Annotated in this window: 21 protein-coding genes and 1 rRNA gene; 16 read left to right on the top strand and 6 right to left on the bottom strand. The window is 71.2% G+C overall.

The window, feature by feature from the left end:
• From rrf to pstB, 9 genes are all read left to right on the top strand, one after another.
• A 5S ribosomal RNA gene (rrf, locus tag ACFVVX_RS07705) occupies positions 1 to 86 on the top strand; the annotation flags it as partial.
• Between the two features lie 122 nt (positions 87 to 208).
• On the top strand, positions 209 to 1,213 hold the full coding sequence (gene mshD / locus ACFVVX_RS07700; RefSeq protein WP_387942507.1) for a mycothiol synthase: 1,005 nt from the start codon (positions 209 to 211) through the stop codon (positions 1,211 to 1,213).
• 279 nt (positions 1,214 to 1,492) lie between these two features.
• Positions 1,493 to 3,670 (top strand): RNA degradosome polyphosphate kinase, encoded by a 2,178-nt coding sequence (locus ACFVVX_RS07695; RefSeq protein WP_387942505.1) that lies wholly within the window; start codon positions 1,493 to 1,495, stop codon positions 3,668 to 3,670.
• Positions 3,671 to 3,788: 118 nt separating this feature from the next.
• Entirely contained in the window at positions 3,789 to 4,874 is a 1,086-nt protein-coding gene (locus ACFVVX_RS07690; protein ID WP_387942503.1) for a CHAD domain-containing protein, read from the top strand.
• Complete coding sequence (locus ACFVVX_RS07685; RefSeq protein WP_387942501.1) at positions 4,871 to 5,407, top strand: NUDIX hydrolase; 537 nt, start codon at positions 4,871 to 4,873, stop codon at positions 5,405 to 5,407. The genes ACFVVX_RS07690 and ACFVVX_RS07685 overlap by 4 nt, the downstream gene beginning before the upstream one ends.
• Positions 5,408 to 5,640: 233 nt before the next feature.
• On the top strand, positions 5,641 to 6,771 hold the full coding sequence (gene pstS, locus ACFVVX_RS07680; protein ID WP_387942499.1) for a phosphate ABC transporter substrate-binding protein PstS: 1,131 nt from the start codon (positions 5,641 to 5,643) through the stop codon (positions 6,769 to 6,771).
• 150 nt (positions 6,772 to 6,921) lie between these two features.
• On the top strand, positions 6,922 to 7,902 hold the full coding sequence (gene pstC / locus ACFVVX_RS07675) for a phosphate ABC transporter permease subunit PstC (protein ID WP_387942497.1): 981 nt from the start codon (positions 6,922 to 6,924) through the stop codon (positions 7,900 to 7,902).
• Positions 7,899 to 8,975 carry a phosphate ABC transporter permease PstA gene (gene pstA, locus ACFVVX_RS07670; RefSeq protein ID WP_387942495.1) on the top strand — a complete coding sequence of 359 codons (1,077 nt, stop codon included), beginning with the start codon at positions 7,899 to 7,901 and terminating at the stop codon, positions 8,973 to 8,975. The genes pstC and pstA overlap by 4 nt, the downstream gene beginning before the upstream one ends.
• 68 nt (positions 8,976 to 9,043) lie before the next feature.
• Positions 9,044 to 9,820, top strand: coding sequence for a phosphate ABC transporter ATP-binding protein PstB (pstB, locus tag ACFVVX_RS07665; RefSeq protein ID WP_387942493.1), 777 nt, complete (start codon positions 9,044 to 9,046; stop codon positions 9,818 to 9,820).
• A gap of 111 nt (positions 9,821 to 9,931) precedes the next feature.
• On the opposite strand, the gene ACFVVX_RS07660 is transcribed toward pstB, so the two are convergent.
• A complete protein-coding gene (locus ACFVVX_RS07660; protein WP_387942491.1) occupies positions 9,932 to 10,927 on the bottom strand; it encodes an anion permease in 996 nt (331 codons plus the stop codon).
• Between the two features lie 5 nt (positions 10,928 to 10,932).
• Positions 10,933 to 11,553: a DUF47 domain-containing protein gene (locus ACFVVX_RS07655; protein ID WP_387942489.1), complete on the bottom strand. Its 621-nt coding sequence runs from the start codon at positions 11,551 to 11,553 to the stop codon at positions 10,933 to 10,935.
• A 305-nt stretch (positions 11,554 to 11,858) separates the two neighbouring features.
• Between ACFVVX_RS07655 and ACFVVX_RS07650 the strand changes: the two genes are divergently transcribed.
• Positions 11,859 to 12,281: a metal-sensitive transcriptional regulator gene (locus ACFVVX_RS07650; RefSeq protein ID WP_387942487.1), complete on the top strand. Its 423-nt coding sequence runs from the start codon at positions 11,859 to 11,861 to the stop codon at positions 12,279 to 12,281.
• A gap of 23 nt (positions 12,282 to 12,304) precedes the next feature.
• On the opposite strand, the gene ACFVVX_RS07645 is transcribed toward ACFVVX_RS07650, so the two are convergent.
• Both ACFVVX_RS07645 and ACFVVX_RS07640 read right to left on the bottom strand, forming a co-directional pair.
• Positions 12,305 to 12,559, bottom strand: coding sequence for a hypothetical protein (locus ACFVVX_RS07645; protein ID WP_387942485.1), 255 nt, complete (start codon positions 12,557 to 12,559; stop codon positions 12,305 to 12,307).
• A 249-nt stretch (positions 12,560 to 12,808) separates the two neighbouring features.
• A complete protein-coding gene (locus ACFVVX_RS07640; RefSeq protein ID WP_387942483.1) occupies positions 12,809 to 13,708 on the bottom strand; it encodes a hypothetical protein in 900 nt (299 codons plus the stop codon).
• A 164-nt stretch (positions 13,709 to 13,872) separates the two neighbouring features.
• Between ACFVVX_RS07640 and ACFVVX_RS07635 the strand changes: the two genes are divergently transcribed.
• Positions 13,873 to 14,064: a hypothetical protein gene (locus tag ACFVVX_RS07635; RefSeq protein WP_387942481.1), complete on the top strand. Its 192-nt coding sequence runs from the start codon at positions 13,873 to 13,875 to the stop codon at positions 14,062 to 14,064.
• 61 nt (positions 14,065 to 14,125) lie between these two features.
• Here ACFVVX_RS07635 and ACFVVX_RS07630 read toward each other — a convergent pair whose 3' ends face one another.
• Both ACFVVX_RS07630 and ACFVVX_RS07625 read right to left on the bottom strand, forming a co-directional pair.
• Positions 14,126 to 14,836: a phosphatase PAP2 family protein gene (locus ACFVVX_RS07630; protein WP_387942479.1), complete on the bottom strand. Its 711-nt coding sequence runs from the start codon at positions 14,834 to 14,836 to the stop codon at positions 14,126 to 14,128.
• A 184-nt stretch (positions 14,837 to 15,020) separates the two neighbouring features.
• The gene (locus tag ACFVVX_RS07625; protein WP_387942477.1) at positions 15,021 to 16,190 is read right to left on the bottom strand and encodes an NlpC/P60 family protein; all 1,170 of its coding nucleotides are present in this window, start codon (positions 16,188 to 16,190) and stop codon (positions 15,021 to 15,023) included.
• A 248-nt stretch (positions 16,191 to 16,438) separates the two neighbouring features.
• Here ACFVVX_RS07625 and ACFVVX_RS07620 point away from each other — a divergent pair, with 248 nt between their 5' ends.
• The 5 genes from ACFVVX_RS07620 to ACFVVX_RS07600 all read left to right on the top strand — a co-directional run bounded on the left by ACFVVX_RS07620 (position 16,439) and on the right by ACFVVX_RS07600 (position 22,106).
• Complete coding sequence (locus ACFVVX_RS07620) at positions 16,439 to 16,789, top strand: hypothetical protein (protein WP_387942475.1); 351 nt, start codon at positions 16,439 to 16,441, stop codon at positions 16,787 to 16,789.
• A 203-nt stretch (positions 16,790 to 16,992) separates the two neighbouring features.
• Entirely contained in the window at positions 16,993 to 17,814 is an 822-nt protein-coding gene (locus tag ACFVVX_RS07615; RefSeq protein ID WP_387942473.1) for a hypothetical protein, read from the top strand.
• 223 nt (positions 17,815 to 18,037) lie between these two features.
• Complete coding sequence (locus ACFVVX_RS07610; RefSeq protein ID WP_387942471.1) at positions 18,038 to 19,084, top strand: hypothetical protein; 1,047 nt, start codon at positions 18,038 to 18,040, stop codon at positions 19,082 to 19,084.
• Between the two features lie 7 nt (positions 19,085 to 19,091).
• Entirely contained in the window at positions 19,092 to 20,666 is a 1,575-nt protein-coding gene (locus ACFVVX_RS07605) for an SCO6880 family protein (RefSeq protein ID WP_387942469.1), read from the top strand.
• Between the two features lie 90 nt (positions 20,667 to 20,756).
• Entirely contained in the window at positions 20,757 to 22,106 is a 1,350-nt protein-coding gene (locus tag ACFVVX_RS07600) for an ATP-binding protein (protein ID WP_387942467.1), read from the top strand.
• Positions 22,107 to 22,247 lie beyond the last annotated feature (141 nt).

Genomic DNA, 22,247 nt, shown 5'->3' with positions numbered 1-22,247 from the left:
GTTACATTCCGAACCCGGAAGCTAAGCCTCACAGCGCCGATGGTACTGCAGGGGGGACCCTGTGGGAGAGTAGGACGCCGCCGAACAATCATTCCGAAGAACCCCCACCCGATTCCGGGTGGGGGTTCTTTGCGTTTGTCCTCCAGGGAATTGCCCGAAGTGAATTGCGTGACCCCGCCTGCCTGACCCGTTGACGTATCGTCAGGGCATGGACGATCAGGACGCTCAGCAGGCACGGGTCTACGACGGAACGCCGGCGACCGAGGAACGCGCGGTCGTCGCCCACGGGGTCCTGCGGCCCGAGTGGCGCGACGCGGCACTGCGCGTCCTGGCGGACGCCCAGGCGGTGGACGGCCGGGCGGCGGTCTCCGAGCAGGGGCGGCTGCGCCTGCGGTCCTCCGATGCGGCCCGGCCGGGAGTGGTCCACCTCGTCCAGGGCGCGGGCGCGCTCGGATACGGGCAGCTGGAGGTGCCGCAGGGCGGCGGCGGCAACCCGTCGGCCGAGCTGGTGGTGGCACCGGCCTCCCGGGGGAGCGGCCTGGGCCGGCCGCTGGTGGACGCCGTGCTCGCCGAGGCCCACGCCGCCGGTGGCGAGTACGTCGACTTCTGGGTGCACGGTGGTCACCCGGCCGCCCGCCACCTGGCCCAGTCGTACGGGGCCGAGCTGGTCCGCGAGCTGCGGCAGATGCGCCGTACCGGCCCGCAGACCGAGGCCGTCCCGGTGCCGGACGGGATCGAGCTCCGGACCTTCCGCCCGGGTGAGGACGACGCCGAATGGCTGCGGCTGAACGCGCTGGCCTTCGCACACCACCCGGAGCAGGGCTCCTGGACCGCGCAGGACCTGGCCGACCGGCTCGCCGAGCCCTGGTTCGACCCGGCCGGCTTCTTCCTCGCCACCCGGGACGGCAGGGCGGTGGGCTTCCACTGGACCAAGGTGCACCAGGGGAGCACCACCGAACCCGCCCTCGGCGAGGTGTACGTGGTCGGCGTCGACCCGGCGGAACAGGGCAGCGGCCTCGGCCGGGCGCTGACCGCCGCCGGTCTGCGACACCTCACCGGGACGGGTGCGGGCGAGCGCGGGCTGGAAACCGTACTTCTCTACGTGGATGCCGACAACCCGGCCGCCGTGCGGGTATATGAACGACTGGGGTTCGCCATTCACGAGGTGGACCTGATGTACCGCGTTCAGTACCGCGCGGACCGGGCGGCCTAGCGGAGCGGCGGCGCCGGGGCAACCGCAGAGGGCGGACTCCTCCGGCCCCGACCGATTCAGCTTTCCTCCTGGCCATGCGGTGTTTACCGTGGATTCAATTGCTGCCGCGAAGATCACAGGATGAAGTCCGTAGTGTCTCGCTCGTGCAGCGCTGACCGACACCCGCCGGCCGGTCCTGTGCAGACCGCGCCGGGTGGGTGGGCGCTGGCGCTGGGCGAGGACGACGGCCCGCAGAGCCCATCGCGTCCGGACGCCGTCCTGCTGGAGGAGCTGGAGCCCATGAGCATCCCTCGCCCCGTCTCTGCCCCGCTGTCCCCGCCGGCCCGGATGTCCAGTGCGCTGGGTATACCGCCGGAGCTGCCGACCGCGGACGAGCAGGACTTCGACGAACTGCCGCAAGGCCGCTTCCTGGACCGCGAGCGCAGTTGGCTCGCCTTCAACGAACGCGTCCTGGAGCTGGCCGAGGACCCGGGGATCCCGCTGCTGGAGCGGACCAAGTTCCTCGCGATCTTCGCCAGCAACCTGGACGAGTTCTTCATGGTCCGGGTGGCCGGCCTCAAGCGCCGGATCGCCACCGGCGTCGCCCAGCGCAGCGCGTCCGGCCTCCAGCCGCGCGAGGTGCTGGACCTCATCTGGACCCGCTCGCGCGAGCTGATGGCGAGGCACGCCGCCGCCTTCCAGCAGGAGGTGCTCCCGGACCTCGCGACGGAGGGCATCGAGCTGGTCCGCTGGCCGGAGCTGGCCGAGAAGGAGCAGGCCCGGCTGCACACCCTCTTCCGCCAGAAGATCTTCCCGGTGCTCACCCCGCTGGCGGTCGACCCGGCGCACCCCTTCCCGTACATATCCGGGCTCTCGCTCAACCTTGCCGTGGTCGTGCGCAACCCGGTCTCCGGGCACAAGCACTTCGCCAGGGTGAAGGTGCCGCAGTCCCTCGCCCGCTTCCTGGAGGCGTCGCCGCAGCGGTACGTCCCGCTGGAGGACGTGATGGGGGCGCACCTGGAGGAGCTGTTCCCCGGGATGGAGGTGCTCGCGCACCACGCCTTCCGGGTGACCCGCAACGAGGACCTCGAGGTCGAGGAGGACGACACCGAGAACATCCTCAAGGCCCTGGAGAAGGAGCTGATGCGGCGGCGCTTCGGCCCGCCGGTCCGCCTGGAGGTCGAGGAGTCGATCGACCCCTACATCCTGGACCTGCTGGTGCGGGAGCTGAACATCACCGAGGCGGAGGTCTTCCCGCTGCCCGGTCCGCTCGACCTGACCGGCCTGTTCGGCATCGCCGACCTGGACCGCCCCGAGCTGAAGTACCCGAAGTTCGTGGCGGGCACGGCCCGCGGGCTGACCGACGTGGAGTCGGCCTCGCAGCCGGACATCTTCGCCGCGATGCGCGAGCGGGACGTCCTGCTGCACCACCCGTACGACAGCTTCTCGACCTCGGTGCAGGCCTTCCTGGAGCAGGCCGCGGGCGATCCGGACGTGCTGGCGATCAAGCAGACGCTGTACCGGACCTCCGGTGACTCGCCGATCGTCGACGCGCTGATCGACGCCGCCGAGTCCGGCAAGCAGGTCCTCGTCCTGGTCGAGATCAAGGCGCGCTTCGACGAGCAGGCCAACATCAAGTGGGCCCGCAAGCTGGAGGAGTCCGGCTGCCACGTGGTCTACGGCCTGGTCGGGCTGAAGACGCACTGCAAGCTGTCGCTGGTGGTGCGCCAGGAGGGTGACACCCTGCGCCGCTACTCGCACGTGGGGACGGGCAACTACCACCCGAAGACGGCCCGGCTGTACGAGGACATCGGCCTGTTGACCTCGGACCCGCAGGTCGGCGCGGACCTCTCGGACCTCTTCAACCGGCTGTCCGGGTACTCGCGCCGCGAGTCCTACCGCCGGCTGCTGACCGCGCCGCGCGGCCTGCGGGACGGGCTGATCTCCCGGATCCACAACGAGATCGTCCACCACCGGGCCGGCCGTCCGGCGTACGTGAAGCTGAAGGTCAACTCGATCGTCGACGAGGCCGTGATCGACGCGCTTTACCGGGCCTCGCAGGCCGGCGTGCCGGTGGACGTCTGGGTGCGCGGGATCTGCGCGATCCGCCCGGGCGTGCCGGGGCTCAGCGAGAACATCCGGGTGAGGAGCATCCTGGGCAGGTTCCTGGAGCACTCACGGATCTTCGTGTTCGGCAACAACGGCGATCCCGAGGTGTGGATCGGCAGCGCCGACATGATGCACCGCAACCTGGACCGCCGGATCGAGGCGCTGCTGCGGATCACCGATCCCGCGCACCGGGCCGAGCTGTCCGGGCTGATCGACCTCGGGGTGTCGGACGAGACGGAGTCCTGGCACCTCGGGCCGGACGGCACCTGGACCCGGCGCGCGCAGGACGCCGAAGGCAAGCGGCTGCGGCACGTCCAGGACCTGCTGATCGACTCGCGTCAGCGCCGTCGGGCCTCAGCCGCCCGCTGACCGCGACGCGCCGACCACGATTCACTGTCGCGAGCCGCGGAGCGGTCGGGGGACCCGCTCCAGCGGTAGGCCACCAGCCCCGGGGGACGGCCCCGGGGGAACGGGGATCTATCCAGTCATGACCGATGCGCCGATGACGGCCCAGGCGGCGTCCACAGCGACCGCCGGGGACATCCTCTCCAGCCATCTCACCGCCCAGGCCGGTGCGTTCCTGCGCGCCCTGCCGCTGGCGGTGGGCGAGGTCGGCGCCAGACCGGGGACGGTCGCCGTCCCGTCCGCGGGGACGGCCGACCTGTTGAGCACGGTCCGGCGGATCGGCGGGCTGCTGCACACCTTCGGTGCGTCGTTCGACCCGCTGTGGGCGCAGGAGTCGCGGACCGAGCTGCGCTGGCTGCTCAACCTGCTGGCGCTGGAGCCGGGGTACGTCCGGCGCTCGGCCCGGCTGCTGGGCGCGCTGGACTCGCTGACCGGCTCCGAGGCGGACGGCCCGGGGATGCTCGCCGGGCACGCCGGGGCACCGAAGGCCCGGGCGCTGCTGGACCGGCAGCTCACCCTGGCCCGGACCAGGGCGCACTCGACGGTGCTGCAGGATCTGCGGTCGGCCCGGCTGCACGCGCTGGCGGACCGGATGACGCTGCTGGTCGGCGACGCGCCGCTGCTGGAGTCGGCGGGCGGGTCGGTCGGTTCGGTGCTGCTGCCGCAGGCCGCCACCGCGTTCACGACGCTGGCGGCGGGCGCCCAGCAGCTCCCCCTGCACCGGGCGGCGAGGCCGTACGGCGGGGACGGGCTGCGCCGGCTGGGGGCGGTGCCGCAGGCCCGGGGGGCGGTGGACGCGGACGCGGCGCTGGCGGCGGACGACGCGCCGTGGCACCGGACGCGGATCCTGGTGAAGCGGGCGCGGTACGCGCTGGAGGTGTGCGGGGGGACGGCCCCCGAGCTGGACGACCTCGACGGGGTGCTGGGCCGGCACCAGGAGGCGGCGGACGCCGCGGTCACGGCGGCCACGGCGGCGCGTACGCCGAGGATCACCCCGGCGACCGCGTACGTGCTCGGGGTGGTGCATGCTGATCAGCGACTGGAGGTCGAGGCGGCACGGTACGCCTTCGGCCGCCGGTGGCCCGAGCTCCCGCCCGGCCTGGACGGCTGGGTGGAGGTACCCCCGGCCGAGGGTCGGGGGCAGGCCCCCGCATCCCGGATGGCATGAACGACGGATGGCATGACGTGCGCAACCGCCTGAGCACCGAGCAGGGCGAAGGTCAGACGACGAGCGGGGCGGGTACCGGGCGGCTGCCGGTGGTGCTGGCCGCCGGTGCGGTGCTGTGGCTGCCGGGCCGGCCGAAGAAGAGCGGTCGGCTGGGCCGGCCGCGGATCGCCGTGATCCACCGGCCCAAGTACGACGACTGGAGCCTGCCGAAGGGGAAGCTCGACCCGGGCGAGAGCGTGGTCGAGGCGGCGCTGCGCGAGGTCCGCGAGGAGACCGGCTTCGGCTGTGTGCTGGGCCCGGAGCTGCCGGCCCAGCACTATCTCGCGCAGGGGCGGCCCAAGGAGGTCAGGTACTGGGCGGCGGTGCCGTCCGGTGGCGCGTTCCGTCCCAACCGTGAGGTGGACCGGTTGGAGTGGCTGCCGGCCGGGAAGGCGCGGGCCCGGCTGACCCATCACCGGGACCGGGTGCTGGTCGACGCGCTGCTTGAGCTGCTGGGTGCACGGCCGGTGACCGGTGCGGTGAAGGAACGGTAGAAGTGATCTCGCCGCGTTCTTGCCGTGACGCAACCGTTACTACCTGGCGTAGTTTCCTGCCATCCGTTCGAGGTTCACTCTCCGTTCACTTCTGACCGGCTGACGTGTCACTTACCCGGCCTAACTTCGGGGTTACCGGAGGGCCGAACGGGCCCCGGACCACAGCAAAACCCGCGCTCCGCCGTGTTCGTACGGCCCGCGCGCCGGGCAATGCCACAGAAAGGGACACCCCTGTGAAGCTCCAGCGGAACGGCCGCTCCAAGGCCCTCGCCATCGGTGCCATGGCGCTCGTCAGCTCGCTGTCGCTCGCCGCCTGCGGTTCGGACGAGAACAACAACAACGCCGCCAGCGGCACCAGCGGGGCTGCCCCGGCCGCGATCAACTGTGGCACCAAGCCCGCCGCCCTGCTGTCCGCGGGCTCCACCGCGCAGGGCACCGCGATCGACGTCCTGAAGACCAACTTCAGCGCGGCCTGCAAGGACTCCTCCGTCAACTACGGCGGCGGCGGCTCGGGCGCGGGTGTCCAGCAGTTCAACCAGGGCAAGATCCAGTTCGCGGGCTCCGACTCGGCGCTGAAGCCGGCCGAGGTCGAGGACAGCAAGAAGGTCTGCACCGGCGGCCAGGGCATCAACCTGCCGCTCGTCGCGGGCCTGGTCTCGATCGTCTACAACGTGGACGGCGTCGACAACCTGGTCCTGGACGGCCCGACCATCGCGAAGATCTTCGACTCGCAGATCGCCAAGTGGAACGACCCGGCGATCGCCGCGCTGAACCCGGGCGCCAAGCTGCCGGACGCCGACATCCAGGCCGTCCACCGCACGGACGACTCGGGCACCACCGAGAACCTGACCAAGTACTTCGCCAAGGTCTCGGGCGGCGCCTGGTCCTACCCGCCGGCCAAGGCGTGGGCGGGCAAGGGCGGCCAGGGCGCCAACGGCTCCGCCGGTGTCGCGGCCCAGGTGAAGCAGGTCAAGAACTCGATCAGCTACGCCGAGCTGGCCTACGCCCAGACCAACAACCTGAAGAGCGCCGCGATCAGCACCGGCGCCTCCAAGCCGGTCGAGGCCACCGCCGCCAACGCCGCCACCACCTTCGCCAAGGCGAAGATCGCCGGCACCGGCAGCGACCTGGCGCTGACCCTCGACTACGCGACCAAGGACGAGGGTGCCTACCCGCTGGTCCTGGTCACCTACGAGATCGTCTGCGACAAGGGCAACAAGGCCGACACCCTCGACGCCCTGAAGTCCTTCCTGTCCTACGGCATCAGCGACGCCGGCCAGAAGGCGATCGGCGAGAAGGGCTACGTGCCGCTCCCCAAGGAGCTGACCGACAAGGTCAACGCCGTCATCCCGACCCTCGCCTGATCCAGTAGCACCCTCCCGGTGAGGGCGGCCCCGTGAACGAGGGGGGCCGGGGCCGCCCCCACCGGGACGCACGTCCGAAGTAGCACGTCCGGGGCACCGCCGCCAGGGTGCCGCCCCCTCGGGGCAGCACCACCAGACCGGAGTAGACCAATGACTTCATCCTCCCCTGCCGCCCCGCGAGGCAGGGAACGCCGCAAGCGCGACAGCCGTTTCGGCGACAAGATCTTCATGAATGCCGCGCGAGGCTCGGGCATCCTGCTGCTGGCCGTCATGGCCGCCATCGCAGGGTTCCTGACCTGGCGGTCCGGCATCGCCCTCGGCAAGAACGAGGGCAACTTCCTCACCACCTTCGAGTGGACGCCGGACGCCCCGAAGCCCGTCTTCGGCATCGCCGTCCTCGCGTTCGGCACCATCGTCAGCGCGGCCATCGCCATGGCGATCGCCGTCCCGGTGGCGATCGGGATCGCGCTGTTCATCTCGCACTACGCGCCGCGCCGGATCGCCCAGCCGTTCGCCTACCTGGTGGACCTGCTGGCGGCCGTGCCCAGCATCATCTACGGCCTCTGGGGCGCGCTCTTCCTGGTGCCGCACCTGTACGGGCTGACCAGCTGGCTGGACGAGTACCTCGGCTGGACGTACATCTTCGACCAGTCCAAGACGGGCGCCGCGCCGCGCACCCTGTTCACCGTCGGCATCCTGCTGGCCATCATGATCCTGCCGATCATCACCGCGGTGAGCCGCGAGGTCTTCCGGCAGGTGCCGCGGATGCACGAGGAGGCGGCGCTCGCGCTCGGCGCGACCCGCTGGGAGATGATCCGCACCGCGGTGCTGCCGTTCGGCCGCCCGGGCATCATCTCGGCCTCGATGCTCGGCCTCGGCCGCGCGCTCGGCGAGACCATCGCGGTCGCGGTGGTGCTCTCCTCGAACAACGTCCTCTCGCTGCACCTGCTCGACGCGGGCGGCGGCACCTTCGCGCAGAACATCGCGCTGAAGTTCAGCGAGGCCCAGCCCTTCGGCCGGGACGCGCTGATGGCCTCCGGCCTCGTCCTGTTCGTGATCACCCTGCTGGTGAACGGCGCCGCGCGGCTGATCGTCGCCCGCCGCAAGGAGTACTCGGGGGCCAACGCATGAGCGCCGCGACCACTACCGTTCCGGCGGACGCCCGCCCGGTCGGCCGCCCGCTGACCGCGAACCGGCTGCCCTCCTGGGCCCCCGCCGCCGTCGCCGCCGGCTCGATCGCCCTGGGCTGCGCGATCGGCGCGGTCGGCGGCCTGGAGAGCCACCTGCAGTGGGGCCTGATCTCCGCGCTGCTGTTCCTGGCGATCAGCTACGGGCTCGCGGCCCGGGTCGAGGGCCGCCGCCAGGCCAAGGACCGCTTCGCCACCTCGGTGGTCTGGGTCGCCTTCATCCTGGCCGTGATCCCGCTGGTCGCGCTGACCGTCTACACCTTCCAGCAGGGCGCGGGGGTGGTCGACGGCTTCTTCCTGACCCACTCCATGAAGGGCGTCCTCTCCTCGGGCCCCGGCGGCGGCATCTACCACGCGCTGATCGGCACCCTGGAGCAGGTCCTGCTGGCCACCGCGATGGCCGCCCCGATCGGTCTGCTGACCGCCGTCTACCTGGTCGAGTACGGCCGCGGCACGCTCGCCAAGGTCGTCACCTTCTTCGTCGACGTCATGACGGGTGTCCCGTCGATCGTCGCCGGTCTGTTCGTCCTCTCCCTGTGGAACATCGCCCTCGGGTTCAACTACTCCGGCTTCTCGGGCTCCCTCGCACTGGCGATCCTGATGATGCCGGTCGTGGTCCGCTCCACCGAGGAGATGCTGAAGCTGGTCCCGAACGAGCTGCGCGAGGCCTCGTACGCGCTCGGTGTGCCGAAGTGGAAGACCATCCTGCGGATCGTCCTCCCCACCGCGATCGGCGGCATCACCACCGGTCTGATGCTCGCGGTCGCGCGCATCACGGGTGAGACGGCCCCGGTGCTGATGCTGGTGTTCGGCGCCGAGTACATCAACGAGAACCCGTTCGACGGGCCGCAGCAGTCGCTGCCGATGTACATCTGGCAGCAGTACTCCATGGTCAACAACGACTACGGTTACGCCCGCGCCTGGGGTGCCGCACTGGTGCTGATCGCCTTCGTGATGGGGCTCAACCTCATCGCCCGGGGCATCGCGCGCTGGCGTTCGCCCAAGGGCGGACACTGAGCCTCCGACTGACGTACGAACCAGAATTCATCAGCGGCCCTGCCGCGGGCGAGAGAAGACGAAAGATCATGGCCAAGCGCATCGACGTCAGCGGACTGTCCGCCTTCTACGGCACCACCAAGGCCATCGAGGACATCTCGATGAGCATCGAACCCCGGTCGGTGACGGCCTTCATCGGCCCCTCCGGCTGCGGCAAGTCCACCTTCCTGCGCACCCTCAACCGGATGCACGAGGTGATCCCCAACGCCCGCGTCGAGGGCAAGGTCCTCCTGGACGACGAGAACCTCTACGGTGCCTCGGTCGACCCGGTCGCCGTCCGGCGCGCGGTCGGCATGGTCTTCCAGCGCCCGAACCCGTTCCCGACCATGTCGATCTACGACAACGTGGTCGCCGGGCTGAAGCTCGCGGGTGTCCGCAAGAAGGCCGTCCTGGACGACGTGGTGGAGAAGTCCCTCAAGGGCGCCAACCTCTGGAAGGAGGTCAAGGACCGGCTGAACAAGCCCGGTGCCGGCCTCTCCGGTGGCCAGCAGCAGCGCCTCTGCATCGCCCGCGCCATCGCGGTCGAGCCGCAGGTCCTGCTGATGGACGAGCCCTGCTCGGCCCTGGACCCGATCTCCACCCTGGCCATCGAGGACCTGATCGGCGAGCTGAAGTCCCAGTTCACCATCGTCATCGTGACCCACAACATGCAGCAGGCGGCCCGCGTCAGCGACCGCACCGCCTTCTTCAACCTGGCCGGCGTCGGCCAGCCGGGCAAGCTGGTCGAGCTGGACGACACCCAGCGGATCTTCTCCAACCCGTCGGTGCAGGCCACCGAGGACTACATCTCCGGCCGCTTCGGCTAGACCGGAGTCCGCGAGCTGCTTCGCGGTGCTGCATGGCGGTGCCGCCGCGGAGTATGAGAAGGGCCCGCCCCCGAGATGTGGGGGCGGGCCCTTTCCTCTGTCGCTACGGGGTCAGCCCCAGAACAGGTGGACGAACCAGTACATCAGCGCGGCGACGACGGCGGCCGCCGGCATGGTGATGAACCAGCCGAGCACGATGTTCTTCGCCACGCCCCAGCGGACCGCGCGGATCCGCTTGGTGGCGCCGACACCCATGATCGCCGAGGTGATCACGTGGGTGGTGGAGATCGGCGCCTTGAAGACGAACGAGGTGATGTACATGACCGTCGAGGCGGTGGCCTCGGCGGCGAAGCCCTGCGGCGGGTCCAGCTCGATGATCTTGCGGCCGAGGGTCCGCATGATCCGCCAGCCGCCCGCGTAGGTGCCCAGCGAGAGCATCGTGGCGCAGGAGATCTTCACCCAGACCGGGATGTCGCTGGTGGTCTGGTGGCCCGAGATGGTGAGGGCCATCACCACGATGCCCATGGTCTTCTGGGCGTCCTGCAGACCGTGCGCGAGGGCCATGGCGGCGGCCGACGCGGTCTGGGCGACCCGGAAGTTGCGCTTGGCGCGGTGCGGGTTGGCCTTCCGGAAGATCCAGAGGATCGCCAGCATGACCGCGAAGCCGCCGAACAGGCCGACGACCGGCGAGACGATCATCGGGATGATGATCTTGTCGACGACGCCGCTCCAGATCACCTCGGTGCCGCCGGCCAGGGCCGCGCCCACCATGCCGCCGAACAACGCGTGCGAGGAGGAGGACGGCAGACCGAAGTACCAGGTGACCAGGTTCCAGGTGATCGCGCCGACCAGGGCGGCGAACAGGATCGCCATGCCCTGGTTGCCCACCGGCGTCGCGATGATGCCGCTGGAGACGGTGTGCGCCACCCCGCTGCCGAGGAAGGCGCCGGCCAGGTTCATCACCGCGGCCATCGCGAGCGCGGCCTTCGGCGTCAGCGCCCGGGTGGAGACCGAGGTGGCGATGGCGTTCGCCGAGTCGTGGAAGCCGTTGGTGTAGGTGAAGAAGAACGCCACGCCGAGGACGGCGATGAGTGCTGCCATGTCCACGAGGGTCAGGACTCCTTGACGGCGATGGTCTCCACCGTGTTGGCGACGTGCTCGAACGCGTCCGCCGCCTCCTCAAGGACGTCCACGACCTGCTTGAGCTTGAGCACCTCGATCGCGTCGTACTGGCCGGAGAACAGGTGGGCGAGCAGCTTGCGGTGGATCTGGTCGGCCTGGTTCTCCAGCCGGTTGACCTCGATCCAGTACTCGGTCAGGTTGGACATGGTGCGCAGGTTGGGCATCGCCTCGGCGGTGAGCTCGGCGGCCCGGGCGAGCACCTCGATCTGCTGCTCGATGCCCTTGGGGAGGGTCTGGATGTCGTAGAGGACGACCAGGTCGACGGCCTCCTCCATGAAGTCCATGATGTCGTCCAGCGACGAGGCGAGGTTGTAGATGTCCTCGCGGTCGAAGGGCGTGATGAAGGAGGAGTTCAGCTGGTGGAACACCGCATGGGTGGTGTCGTCCCCGGCGTGCTCGGCGGCGCGCATGCGCTCGACGATCTCCGCGCGGGCCGACACGTCTGATCCCAGCAGTTCCAGCAGGAGCTTCGATCCGACGACGAGGTTCTCCGCGGCTGCGGAGAACATGTCGTAGAAGCTCGTCTCCTTCGGGGTCAGGCTAAAACGCACGGAAATCTCCGATGTGCGGGGTAGGGACTGAACGATGCTAGGTGCAACCAAGCGCAATTGTGCAAACGGGGTGGTGACAGGGGAGCCGGAGGCTCCCCTTCCGTTTGGTCGACGCACCAGCGCGCCCGGCCCGCACACCCATGTGCGGACATGAGCCCCCAGTCTGACGGAACCTCGCCGGGATTGCGCCCGTCCGGAGCGCCGAAGACCGGGTGGCCGCCCGTACGGGGGAACACCACGGGGGGCCCTTGTGTTGGACACTGGAGGCCGACGCAGCCACCAGGCACTCAGACGAAGGCGGGCCGATGACCACGACGCAAGCGCGCACCGAGCCGGACCACGCGCCCGGGAACGAGCCGCACGCCGACCCCGCCGCAGACCCCGCCGCAGACCCCGCCGCCGAGGCCGTGGCCGGGGCCGCCGCCGGGGCGCACGGCGGCCACGGGCCGCACGGGTACAGCGCGCAGAAGGACGCCCACCTCAAGCGGCTGCGCCGGATCGAGGGCCAGATCCGGGGTCTGCAGCGGATGGTCGACGAGGACGTCTACTGCATCGACGTGCTCACCCAGGTCTCGGCCGGCACCAAGGCACTGCAGTCCTTCGCGCTCTCGCTGCTGGAGGAGCACCTGCGGCACTGCGTCGCGGCGGCCGCCGAGCAGGGCGGGGCGGAGCTGGACGCCAAGGTGGCGGAGGCCACCGCCGCGATCGGCCGGCTGCTGCGCAGCTGACCGCCTGCCGCCGCGGGGGCCGGCTAGGCCCTGTCCGGCCGATCTTGCCGGGCCGGTCCCGGGGTCTGCGCCGGGGCCCCTTCCCGGTCCCGCCCGGGTGACGGTCCGGCGGCCGAGCCGCCGTCGGGCCGGTCCAACAGCACCTCGTCGATCCGCTCGGTCGGCAGCCGCTCGCCGGCGCTGGCCGTCGCGGCGATCATCAGCTCACCGGCCAGGTCGATCTCGTCGAGGGCCGCGTCGTCGTGGCCGCCGCTGCGGCCACCTGTGGACGACACCACCTGCACCACCCCTTCAGCGCCCTGCCAGCCCGGGCGGCAGCCACCCGACGTCCAGCCTAGGCACTCCGGAGCCCGGCCACATGGCACGGACGGGCCATCTCGGCGCCGCCGAAACGGGTGGGCCGTGACCGTCCGACGTCCCACCCGTTCCGGCGGCGCTCCTCCTCGAAGCGGCTCCGGGCCGGTGCCGGGGCCACCGCGGGCCCGCGGCAGGCGTGTGCCGGGACCGTGTCCGGGCCTGTACCGGGCCTACTTCGGGCTCTCCGTGGGCTTCATCGAGTAGATGTCCGAGGCGGGCGGCTCGGCCGCCTCGACCGGCTTGCCGAAGTCCGTCAGCGAGGTGGTCGACGTCACCTTCACCTGGTCCTTCGCCTCCTTGGACCCGGCCACCCCGGCGAAGGTGAACTCCTCGACCACCTTGTGCAGCCGCCCCTGCTCGTCCAGCCAGGCGTCGTACGGGACGTCCCGGACGGTGAAGGTCTGGCCGGCCATCCGCAGGCCGTCGCCGCCCCGGCCGCCGGTGGCATCGGCCGCCTTGGCGAGGTCCAGGGTGCCCCGGTAGTGCTTGAGCGCCACCCCGTCAACCGTCTCGGTGCCGACCAGGTCGGCCTTCTGCGCCCCCCGCAGCGCGCCCGCGGCGGAGGCCGGATCGGTGGCGCCGCTGCTGACCAGGTTGCCGTCCGGCAGCTGGCGCACGTCCAGCTTGACCCACTTGCCCTCGGGCACCTTCGCCCCGCTGTTCTGCAGGTAGACGGTGCCGGGCAGGACCACCTCGACGATCTTCCCGGTGGTGGCCGCGCCGGGCGGCACCTGCACCTCCAGGCGGCCGATCCGCTTCACGTAGTCGTAGCCGCCGGTGCCGCTGAAGACGGCCTTCTTCTCCGCGGACTCGGTGACCAGCTCGGTGGCGGAGTGCGCGGAGCCCGTCCGACCGGTGATGTCGGGGGAGTTGCGGACGGCCGTGACCGGGTCGGCGGACAGCTTGTCGGGGACGGCCGCCTGCCGGTCGGCGGAGCCGCCGCCGGAGGCTCCGGGCGAGCAGCCGGCCAGTGCGGCCAGTGCGGCGGCGAACAGGGCGGCCCCGGCCGCCGAGCGCAGGTGCGGCAGCGGGCGGCGCGATCGCCGCCCGTCGCGCTGCTGGTCGGTCATCTTCATCCTCGCGACAACCCCCTCGGGCCCGACTGCCCCGCCACCACCACCCCGGGTGGGCAGAGCTCTTTCCGGGCAAACGAGTTGAGGTGTGAAGGGTTACGCGGAACCCGGCGCGCACCGGGCGTCGCGCGCCGGGTGCCGGGGGCGTTACGGTGAAGCACGTGCACAGTGAGCTGCCGGCTGCCCCCGGCACCACCCCTCTGCCCGAGCACCGCGTGGCGATCAGCGAGCGCGGTTCCTTCTGCTACGCGATCTGCAGCTGTGGCTGGTTCTCCCCGGCCCGGCGCTCCCGGGACCTGACCCGACGCGAGGCCGCCGACCACCTCGCCGAGAGCGGCCCGACGGCGCCGTGATCCAGCCGGTCGGGGCCGGGGCCCCGAGAGCCCTCCCGGGGGCCTCGGGGGCCTTGGGGACCTATGCCGCGAGGTCCGATTCCGGCGGCTGCTCGTCGGCGCGGACGGTGCCGCGTTCGCCGCCGCGCCGACGACGGCGCGGGCGCGGGCCGCCGGCGGGGGCCCGGATCAGCGGCGCGGCGACGGTGCGGCTCAGCGCGTGGCAGAGCGGCACCAGGACGGCCATCGCGATCGGCGCCAGCAGCAGCACGACCGCCGTGGCGAGCGCGAACCCGCCGACCACGTCGGTGGGGTAGTGGACGCCCATGTACATCCGGCAGAAGCCCTGCAGCAGGGCGAGGCCGCCGGCGATCCAGCCCAGCCGACGGTTCACCAGGAACAGTGCCACCGCGATGCCCATCGACATCGTCGAGTGGTCGCTGACGAAGGAGTGCGTGCCCTCCTTGCCCTCCACCAGCACGTCCAGGCCGGTGTGGTCGACGAAGGGGCGCGGGCGGTCCACTATGGCGGCGATCGGCAGGTTGGCCAGCTCGGCGATCGCGACCGAGAGCGGCGCCCAGAGCAGTCCGGCGACCGCCACCGGGGCGTCCGGGCGGCGTCTGGCCTGCAGCCAGCCGACCAGGCCCAGTAGGGCCAGGCCGATCAGGATGCCGTACTCGCCGATCCAGGAGACCAGGTGGTCCAGCCACTCCGGGGCGTGCTTGGCCAGGCCGTTGACCGCGTAGAGCAGTCCGAGGTCGGGGTTGGTCGTGTCGGCAAGCGGCGTCGACACGCCGTACCTCCTTCTGGTCCGTTGCACCTGGTCGTTCCGGCCGGGGCCCGCCCGGCTCGGGAAGCTGACGCGGGGCCATCGGACACAACGTCATAACCGGGGTGCAGCGTTCCACGGAAACGCGCGGTTATCGAAACTTGACTCAGCGTCCACAGCGCGCTCACACCCGGCGCCCCGGGGCGGCTCAACTCTTTGCGGGTGTTTGACCTGGACCTGTCGGAGTGGCGGCGGCCGGCGCCGGACCGGCCGGCGCCGGGCGGGCGGCGGCAGCCGGGACGGCGGGGGCGGAGGGCGGGGGCGAGGTCGGTGCGTCCGGTGCGGTCGGGCCGCCCTTGCCGGTGATGGTGCCGTCCGCGTTGCGCACCGGCAGCGCCGCCGCGCCGTCCGAGGTGACCCGGGTGGCGCCGATGTACTCCTTGGTGTCGATCTTGTCGTAGCGGATCACCGCGTTGGTGTGCGGCGCGTTGATCATGTATCCGCCGCCGACGTAGATGCCGACGTGGTGGATGCTGCGCGGGTCGTTCAGGTCCGTCGCCCAGAACACCAGGTCGCCCGGGCGCAGCTGGTCGCGCGAGGGGTGCGGGCCGGCGTACCACTGGTCGTTGGCGACCCGGGGGAGGACGATGCCCACGCTGGCGTACGCGGCCTGGGTGAGCCCCGAGCAGTCGAACCGCCCGCCCTGCGAGGGCAGGCCCTCGCCGCCCCACAGGTACAGGGTGCCGAGCTTGGTCTGGGCGAAGTAGATCGCGGCGGCCGACTGCTGGGAGACCTCCACCGGCGCGGTGGGCGCGGCGAAGCTCATGGTCAGCGCCTTGATGTTCTTCACATAGCCCTGGGTCTCCTTGTACGGCGGCACCCCGTCGTACTTCTCCACCGCGTACGGGCCCGCGTTGTAGGCGGCCAGCACATTGGCCTGGCGGTCGCCCGGCACCTTGGAGACGTCGCGGGCGAGCGCGCAGTCGTAGGTCGCCGCCGAGGCGATCGCGTCGACCGGGTCCCAGATGTCCTTCTTGCCGTCATTGTTGCCGTCCGTACCGAACGTTGCCCAGGTGCCCGGCATGAACTGCGCCATTCCCAGCGCTCCGACGGGCGATCGGGCGCCCGGGTCGAAACCGCTTTCCTGGTACAGCTGGGCCGCGAGCATCGGCGGCGAGATGTCCGGGCAGAGCGCGCCCCATTGCTGGAACGGCGCCTGGTAGGCGGCCGGGACCGTGCCCGGGGAGAGCGCGGCGCGATTGGCGGACTGCTGTGGCGTACCACTCGCCGCATACGTCCCGACGGTCACCAGACCGACGAACCCGAACGCGACAACTCCCGCAGCGGCGGCGGCCGTACCGGCCTTCCGGAGTACCATCAGCACCATCCCGACGAGTCGTCAGTCGAAGTGTCCCGGAAGGCGTTGCTCACCGCAATCATCAGAGATACAAAGAGTGAGCGCTATCCTTCGTACGGTGGACATCCTGGCCTACGTGTCCGATGCCTCACGACCAATCCGCGAGAAGCAGCCAAGTCGACATCAGATCTGGCCAAGAATAGGTACCGGCCCTTCGCGCGGGCGGGGTCCGGGCTCTTGAATTTGCCTGATCGGGCGGTGAGATGGAAATGAACCTGAGCAGCGTGGACAGCATCGCGATCGGCCACCTGGCCGAAGACCCTCCTAAGAAACCGAATATCGACACCATCATCGGTGGGATCGCCCCGGACTGGGGTCCCTTCGCCAGTCTCGGGTCGGAGGCACGGGTGATGGTGGAGGTCGTCATGGCCGTGGCCATCCTGGGGTGCCTCGGCATCGCGGTCTGGGGCGCGGCCAAGCAGCGGATCGGCGCCACCGCGATGCGCGACAGCTTCGGCGCCGAACAGGGCAAGGGGCTGATCATCGCCGGGCTGACCGGCGTGTTCATCATTGGATCACTTGGCACTCTGTTCACCATTGTCTACGGCATGGCCATCTGACGATCGGACAGCAGGCGGGAGGTCCGCCTGTCGTCCGGCCGCCGGGACCGGCCGGAGCGGCCGCCGGGGTCCCGGTGGAGCTCCACCGGAGGTCCGGCCGGAGTCCCGCCAGGAGTCCACCCACCACCCCTCCCTCCGCGCCCGCCCACGGCCGGAGGGGCCCCTGGAGCCGCCACCCGGCTCCCTGCACCAGGAGGGCCGCCGTGCCGTTGTCCGACGACCAGCCGCACACCCGTACGCGGTTGCCGGTCGGCGAACAGCCCTCGTCCCAGATGAGTACGCGTCAGGCGCGGCCGATGCGGACGCTGCTGACGGTCCTGGTGGTCGTCACGCTGCTGGTCGTGGCGATCTCCATCGCCAACCGGGGCAAGGCCGACCCGTCCGGCGCCCCCCGCTCCGCCGACGGCGCGGCCGCCACCGCGACCGCCGCCTCCGGGGCGGGCCCCGCGCCCAGCGGCGACCAGCCGGTGAGCACCACCACCAACGGCGTCGCCGGCGGCTTCCCGCACACCGACCAGGGGGCCCAGTCGGCGGCGGCCAACTACGCCGTGGCCATCGGCTCGGCCGACATGTTCCGCACCGACAGCCGCCACACCATCGTCGCCACGGTCGCCGACCCGGGCGCGGTGGCGGGCCTCCAGAGCAGGCTGGACCAGGGGTTCTCCCCTGAGACCGCGGCCAGGTTCGGCGTTGACGCCCAAGGGCACCCCCCCAAGGGCATGACGTTTGTCAGCCGGACCATCCCGGTCGGCACCAAGAGCGCCGCTTACAGCGCCGAGAGCGCCAAGATCGAGGTTTGGTGTACCGGGCTCTTCGGCCTGGCCGGTGAGCGTTCGATCCGTCCGGTCTCGGAGGAGTGGTTCACCCTCACCCTCAGCCTGCGCTGGACCGGTGCGGACTGGAAGCTCACCGACTTCAGCCGGGTGGCGGGTCCTGCACCTGTCCCACCGGATCAGCAGGCCGCGACCTCTGAGGAGATCACTGGTGCCGTCGAGCAGTTCGGAGGCTTCCGCTATGCCCGCTGACGGTGGATCCGGTCGCGTGAGCCGAGTAGCGGGCCGGCTTGCCGGAACGCTGATGGTCGGTCTCGCCTCGGTGGTCTTGACGGCGCAGCGTGCGTTCGCCGAGCCGTCGCCCACATCGAGCCCCAGCGTGACCAATACCAGCTGCCCCGGGGTGCCCCTGCCGGGGAACGATGTCTACTGTGCCCCCGGCGGAGGCGGCGCCTCGCTGCCCGGGAGTGGTGCGGTGGGGAGTGTCACCGATCCGCTGGGGTCGCTGGCCAAGGGGTGTGCGCAGGCGGCGGCGTGGGTGGTGCGGAAGCTGTCGAGCGCCATCGACGGGACGACGCAGGTGGACTTCACCAACGCGTCCTTCCTGCAGCAGTACGCGGTGGTGTTCGCCGGGTCGACGATCATCACGCTGGTGCTCTGGCTGCTGGCGGTGACGAAGCGGGCGGTGCGCGGGGCGCCGTTGACGACGGCGATCTCGGAGGCGATCGGCTTCCTGTGGCTGACCGTGGTGGCGTCCGCGTTCACGCCGCTGATCCTGTACACCGTGGTGAGCGCGACGGACGGGCTGACCAAGGCGATCGCGGTGGGGACGAAGTCGGACACCGGGACGTACCTGGGCGGGTTCGCGGACACCCTGGAGAAGGGTGACATGGGCGGCGGCCCGCTCATCCTGATCATCGTGTCGCTGGTGGCCGTGCTGGCCGCGGCGGTGCTCTGGATCGAGCTGCTGATCCGGGCCGCGATGCTCTACGTGGGCGCCCTGCTGGGCACCGCGGTGTACGCGGGGCTGGTGGACAAGCAGCTGTGGAAGCACGTGCGCCGCTGGGCGGGGGTGATGGTGGCGGTGGACCTGGCGAAGCCGATCATCGTGATCATCCTCGGGCTGGCCGGCGCGGTGGCGACCGGCGCCGGGGCCACCGACGACTTCGCCCGGGTGCTGTCGGGTCTGGCGATCCTCTTCCTGTCGATCTTCGCGAGCACGGCCGTCTACCGCTTCGTGCCGGGCTTCGGCGACGAGATCATGAACATGCGCAACGCCCGGGCCAGCGCCGTCTCGGCCGGCTCGGCGATGATCAACGGCACCGCGAACCTGATGAAGCAGGGCATCAGCACCCACGGCGACCGCGGCCCGCAGGGCGGCGGGGGCAGCCCGGGTGCGGGTGGCGGCTCGGTCGCGCCCGGCATCGCCGCGCACGCCGCGCGGACCCCCGCGCCACCGAAGCAGGCCGCGCCCCCGGCGTCGGTCCCGATCCGCGACAGCAATCCAGCGAAGGGAGGGTGACGGGTAAGTGAGCAGCGAACCACTCGGCCAGTACGGCGCCCAGTACGCCCAGCCGTACGTGCACCAGCGCCGCACCTACCTGATCGGCAAGGCCCGCCCGAACGCGCCGATCGGCCGCAACCGGGAGTCCGGCGAGATCGTCCTGATCATCTTCGGAGCGTTCCTCGGCATGGTCTGGGGCCTGATGATGCCGATCCTGCCGCTGCGCATCGCGGGCCTGGTCGGCCTCCCCGCCCTGGCCATCGGGGCGGTCTACGTGCCCTACCGGCGCCGGACGTTCTACAAGTGGGCGGAGATCAACCGCACCTACCGCCGGACGGTCCGCAGCGGCCGGGCGGTGTGGAAGTCGGACGTGATGGACGCCGGCACCCGGCTGGACGGCCGTGAGGTGGAGGTCGGCCCGCCGCCCGGGGTGGGGCGGCTGCGCTGGCTGGCGGCGCCGTTCGGGCCGGACGAGGTCGGGGTGCTGATGCACCTGGAGCGGCGCACGGTGACGGCCGCGATCGAGATCGAGGGCCCGGGCGTCGGCCTGCGCGACTCGGAGGACCAGGAGGCCCTGGTCGACCGGTTCGGCACGCTGCTGAAGCACGTCGCCAACGGGGACGGCTTCGTGACCCGGCTGCAGATCCTGGCCCGGACGCTGCCGGCCGACCCGGACGCGCACGCCAAGGACGTGGAGCGGCGCGGCGACCACGACGCGCCGCGCTGGCTGCAGGACTCGTACGACCAGCTGCAGTCGATGGTGTCGACCTCCTCGGAGCAGCACCGGGCGTACCTGGTGGCCTGCATGCACTACACCCGCGACCTGGCCGCCGAGGCGCACGCGATGGGCCGGACGGCGACCGGGCGGCGGGCCCGGGACGACGAGGGGCTGGCCGCGGTGATGGCCCGTGAGCTGACCGACATCTGCGCGCGCCTCGCCGAGGCGGACATCCGGGTGCGCCAGCCGCTCGGCCAGGCCCGGCTCTCCTCGCTGCTGCACTCGATGTACGACCCGGACCACCCGATCGACCACATCCAGGCGATGTCCCGGCGCAACGCCTGGCCGGCCGAGCTGGACGCGACCCACCCGCAGTACCTGGAGGCGAAGACCCGGGAGTCGGTGACCCGCGAGCCGTGGTGCCACGCCACCGCGTGGGTCAAGGAGTGGCCGCTGACCCCGGTGGGCGTCAACTTCCTGGCGCCGCTGCTGGTCCACACCCCGGACGTGATCCGGACGGTGGCCGTGACGATGGACCTGGAGCCGACCGATGTCGCGATCGAGCGGATGCTGACCGAGAAGACCAACGACGAGGCGGAGGCCAGCCGCGCCGCCAAGATGAACCGCACGGTCGACCCGCGCGACCTGGCCCACACCGGCCGGGTGGACCAGCGCGGTGACGACCTGGCGTCCGGCGCGGCCGGGGTCAACCTGGTCGGCTACATCACGGTCTCCTCGCGCAGCCCGGAGGCGCTGGCCCGGGACAAGCGGACCATCCGCGCCTCGGCCGGCAAGAGCTACCTCAAGCTGGAGTGGTGCGACCGCGAGCACCACCGGGCGTTCGTCAACACCCTGCCGTTCGCCACCGGCATCCGCCGCTGAGCCCTACGGCCGCCGGTCCACCCCGCGCCGGTCCACCCCGCCGGCCCACCCGCTGATCCACCGCACCGCTGACACACCAGGAGGCCGCCCATGGCGCTCGGCAACCTCACCGACGCGTTCACCAGCCTGATGTTCGGCAAGGTGGAGACCACCCGCCTGCCGGTGCGCACCTCCACCGGCCAGGCGCAGGCGGTGTACCTGCCCACCGCCGCGCCGGGGCTGGGCGACTCGGGTGTGATCATCGGCCGCGAGGTGTACAGCGGCAAGGGGTACGTCTACGACCCGTTCCAGCTGTACGGGCAGCAGCTGCCGGCCCCGCACTGGCTGGTGCTCGGGGAGTCCGGCAACGGCAAGTCGGCGCTGGAGAAGACGTACGTGCTGCGCCAGCTGAGGTTCCGTGACCGGCAGGTCGTGGTGCTGGACGCGCAGGGCGAGGACGGCGTCGGCGAGTGGAACCTGATCGCCAACGCGCTGGGCATAAAGTCGATCCGGCTCGACCCGATGGCGGCCCGGGACGGCGGGGTGAAGCTCAACCCGCTGGATCCGGCGATCACCCAGACCGGTCAGCTGTCGCTGCTGCGCACCATCATCGAGGTGGCGATGGGGCGCGGGCTGGAGGAGCGGGCCGGGTTCGCGCTGAAGGCCGCGCACGCCCACGTGGTGGCGACGGTGACCGACCGCCAGCCGGTGCTGGACGACATCATCGACACCCTGCGCAGCCCGGAGCTGTCCTCGCTGGAGTCGCTGGGCGTGGCGGTCGACGAGGTGCAGTCCTGGGGCCTGGACGTGGCGCTGGTGCTGGACCGGCTGGTCGACGGTGACCTGCGCGGCATGTTCGACGGGCCGACCACGGACGGCATCGACCTGGACGCGCCGCTGATCGTCTTCGACCTGTCGCACATCGACCGCAACTCGATCGCGATGCCGATCCTGATGGCGATCGTCGGGGTCTGGCTGGAGCACACCTGGATCAGGCCGGACCGGAAGAAGCGCATCTTCCTGGTCGAGGAGGCCTGGCACATCATCAACAGCCCGTTCGTGGCCCAGCTGTTCCAGCGGCTGCTGAAGTTCGGGCGCCGGCTCGGCCTCTCCTTCGTCGCGGTGGTCCACCACCTGTCGGACGTGGTGGACGGCGCGGCGGCCAAGGAGGCGTCGGCGATCCTGAAGATGGCCTCCACCCGGACGATCTACATGCAGAAGGCCGAGGAGGCGAGGGCCACCGGCCGGGTGCTGGGCCTGCCGCGCTGGGCGGTGGAGATCATCCCCACCCTGTCGCCGGGCATCGCGGTCTGGGACGTGAACGGCAACGTTCAGGTGGTGAAGCACATCATCACGGAGGCCGAGCGGCCGCTGGTGTACACCGACCGGGCGATGACCGAGGACGCGGTCGCCGAACGGGTGCGCGCCGAGCGGTACCTGGCGGCCGAACCCGGGGTGTAGCGGGGCGCGGTGCAGCCGCGGCGGGTGCGGCCGGCGGGGCGGACCGCCCGGACGGGTGCTCAGCTGTTCCTGGTCGGGACGTGGAACCGGCACCCGTCGGGGTCGCCGACGGACTGGGCGATCCCGAGCGCGATCCCGGCG

This window comes from Kitasatospora sp. NPDC058170 (assembly GCF_042883905.1).
GTDB lineage: Bacteria > Actinomycetota > Actinomycetes > Streptomycetales > Streptomycetaceae > Kitasatospora.
The sequence above is the reverse complement of the archived record's forward strand: the minus strand, read 5'-3'. Positions and strand labels throughout refer to the sequence as shown.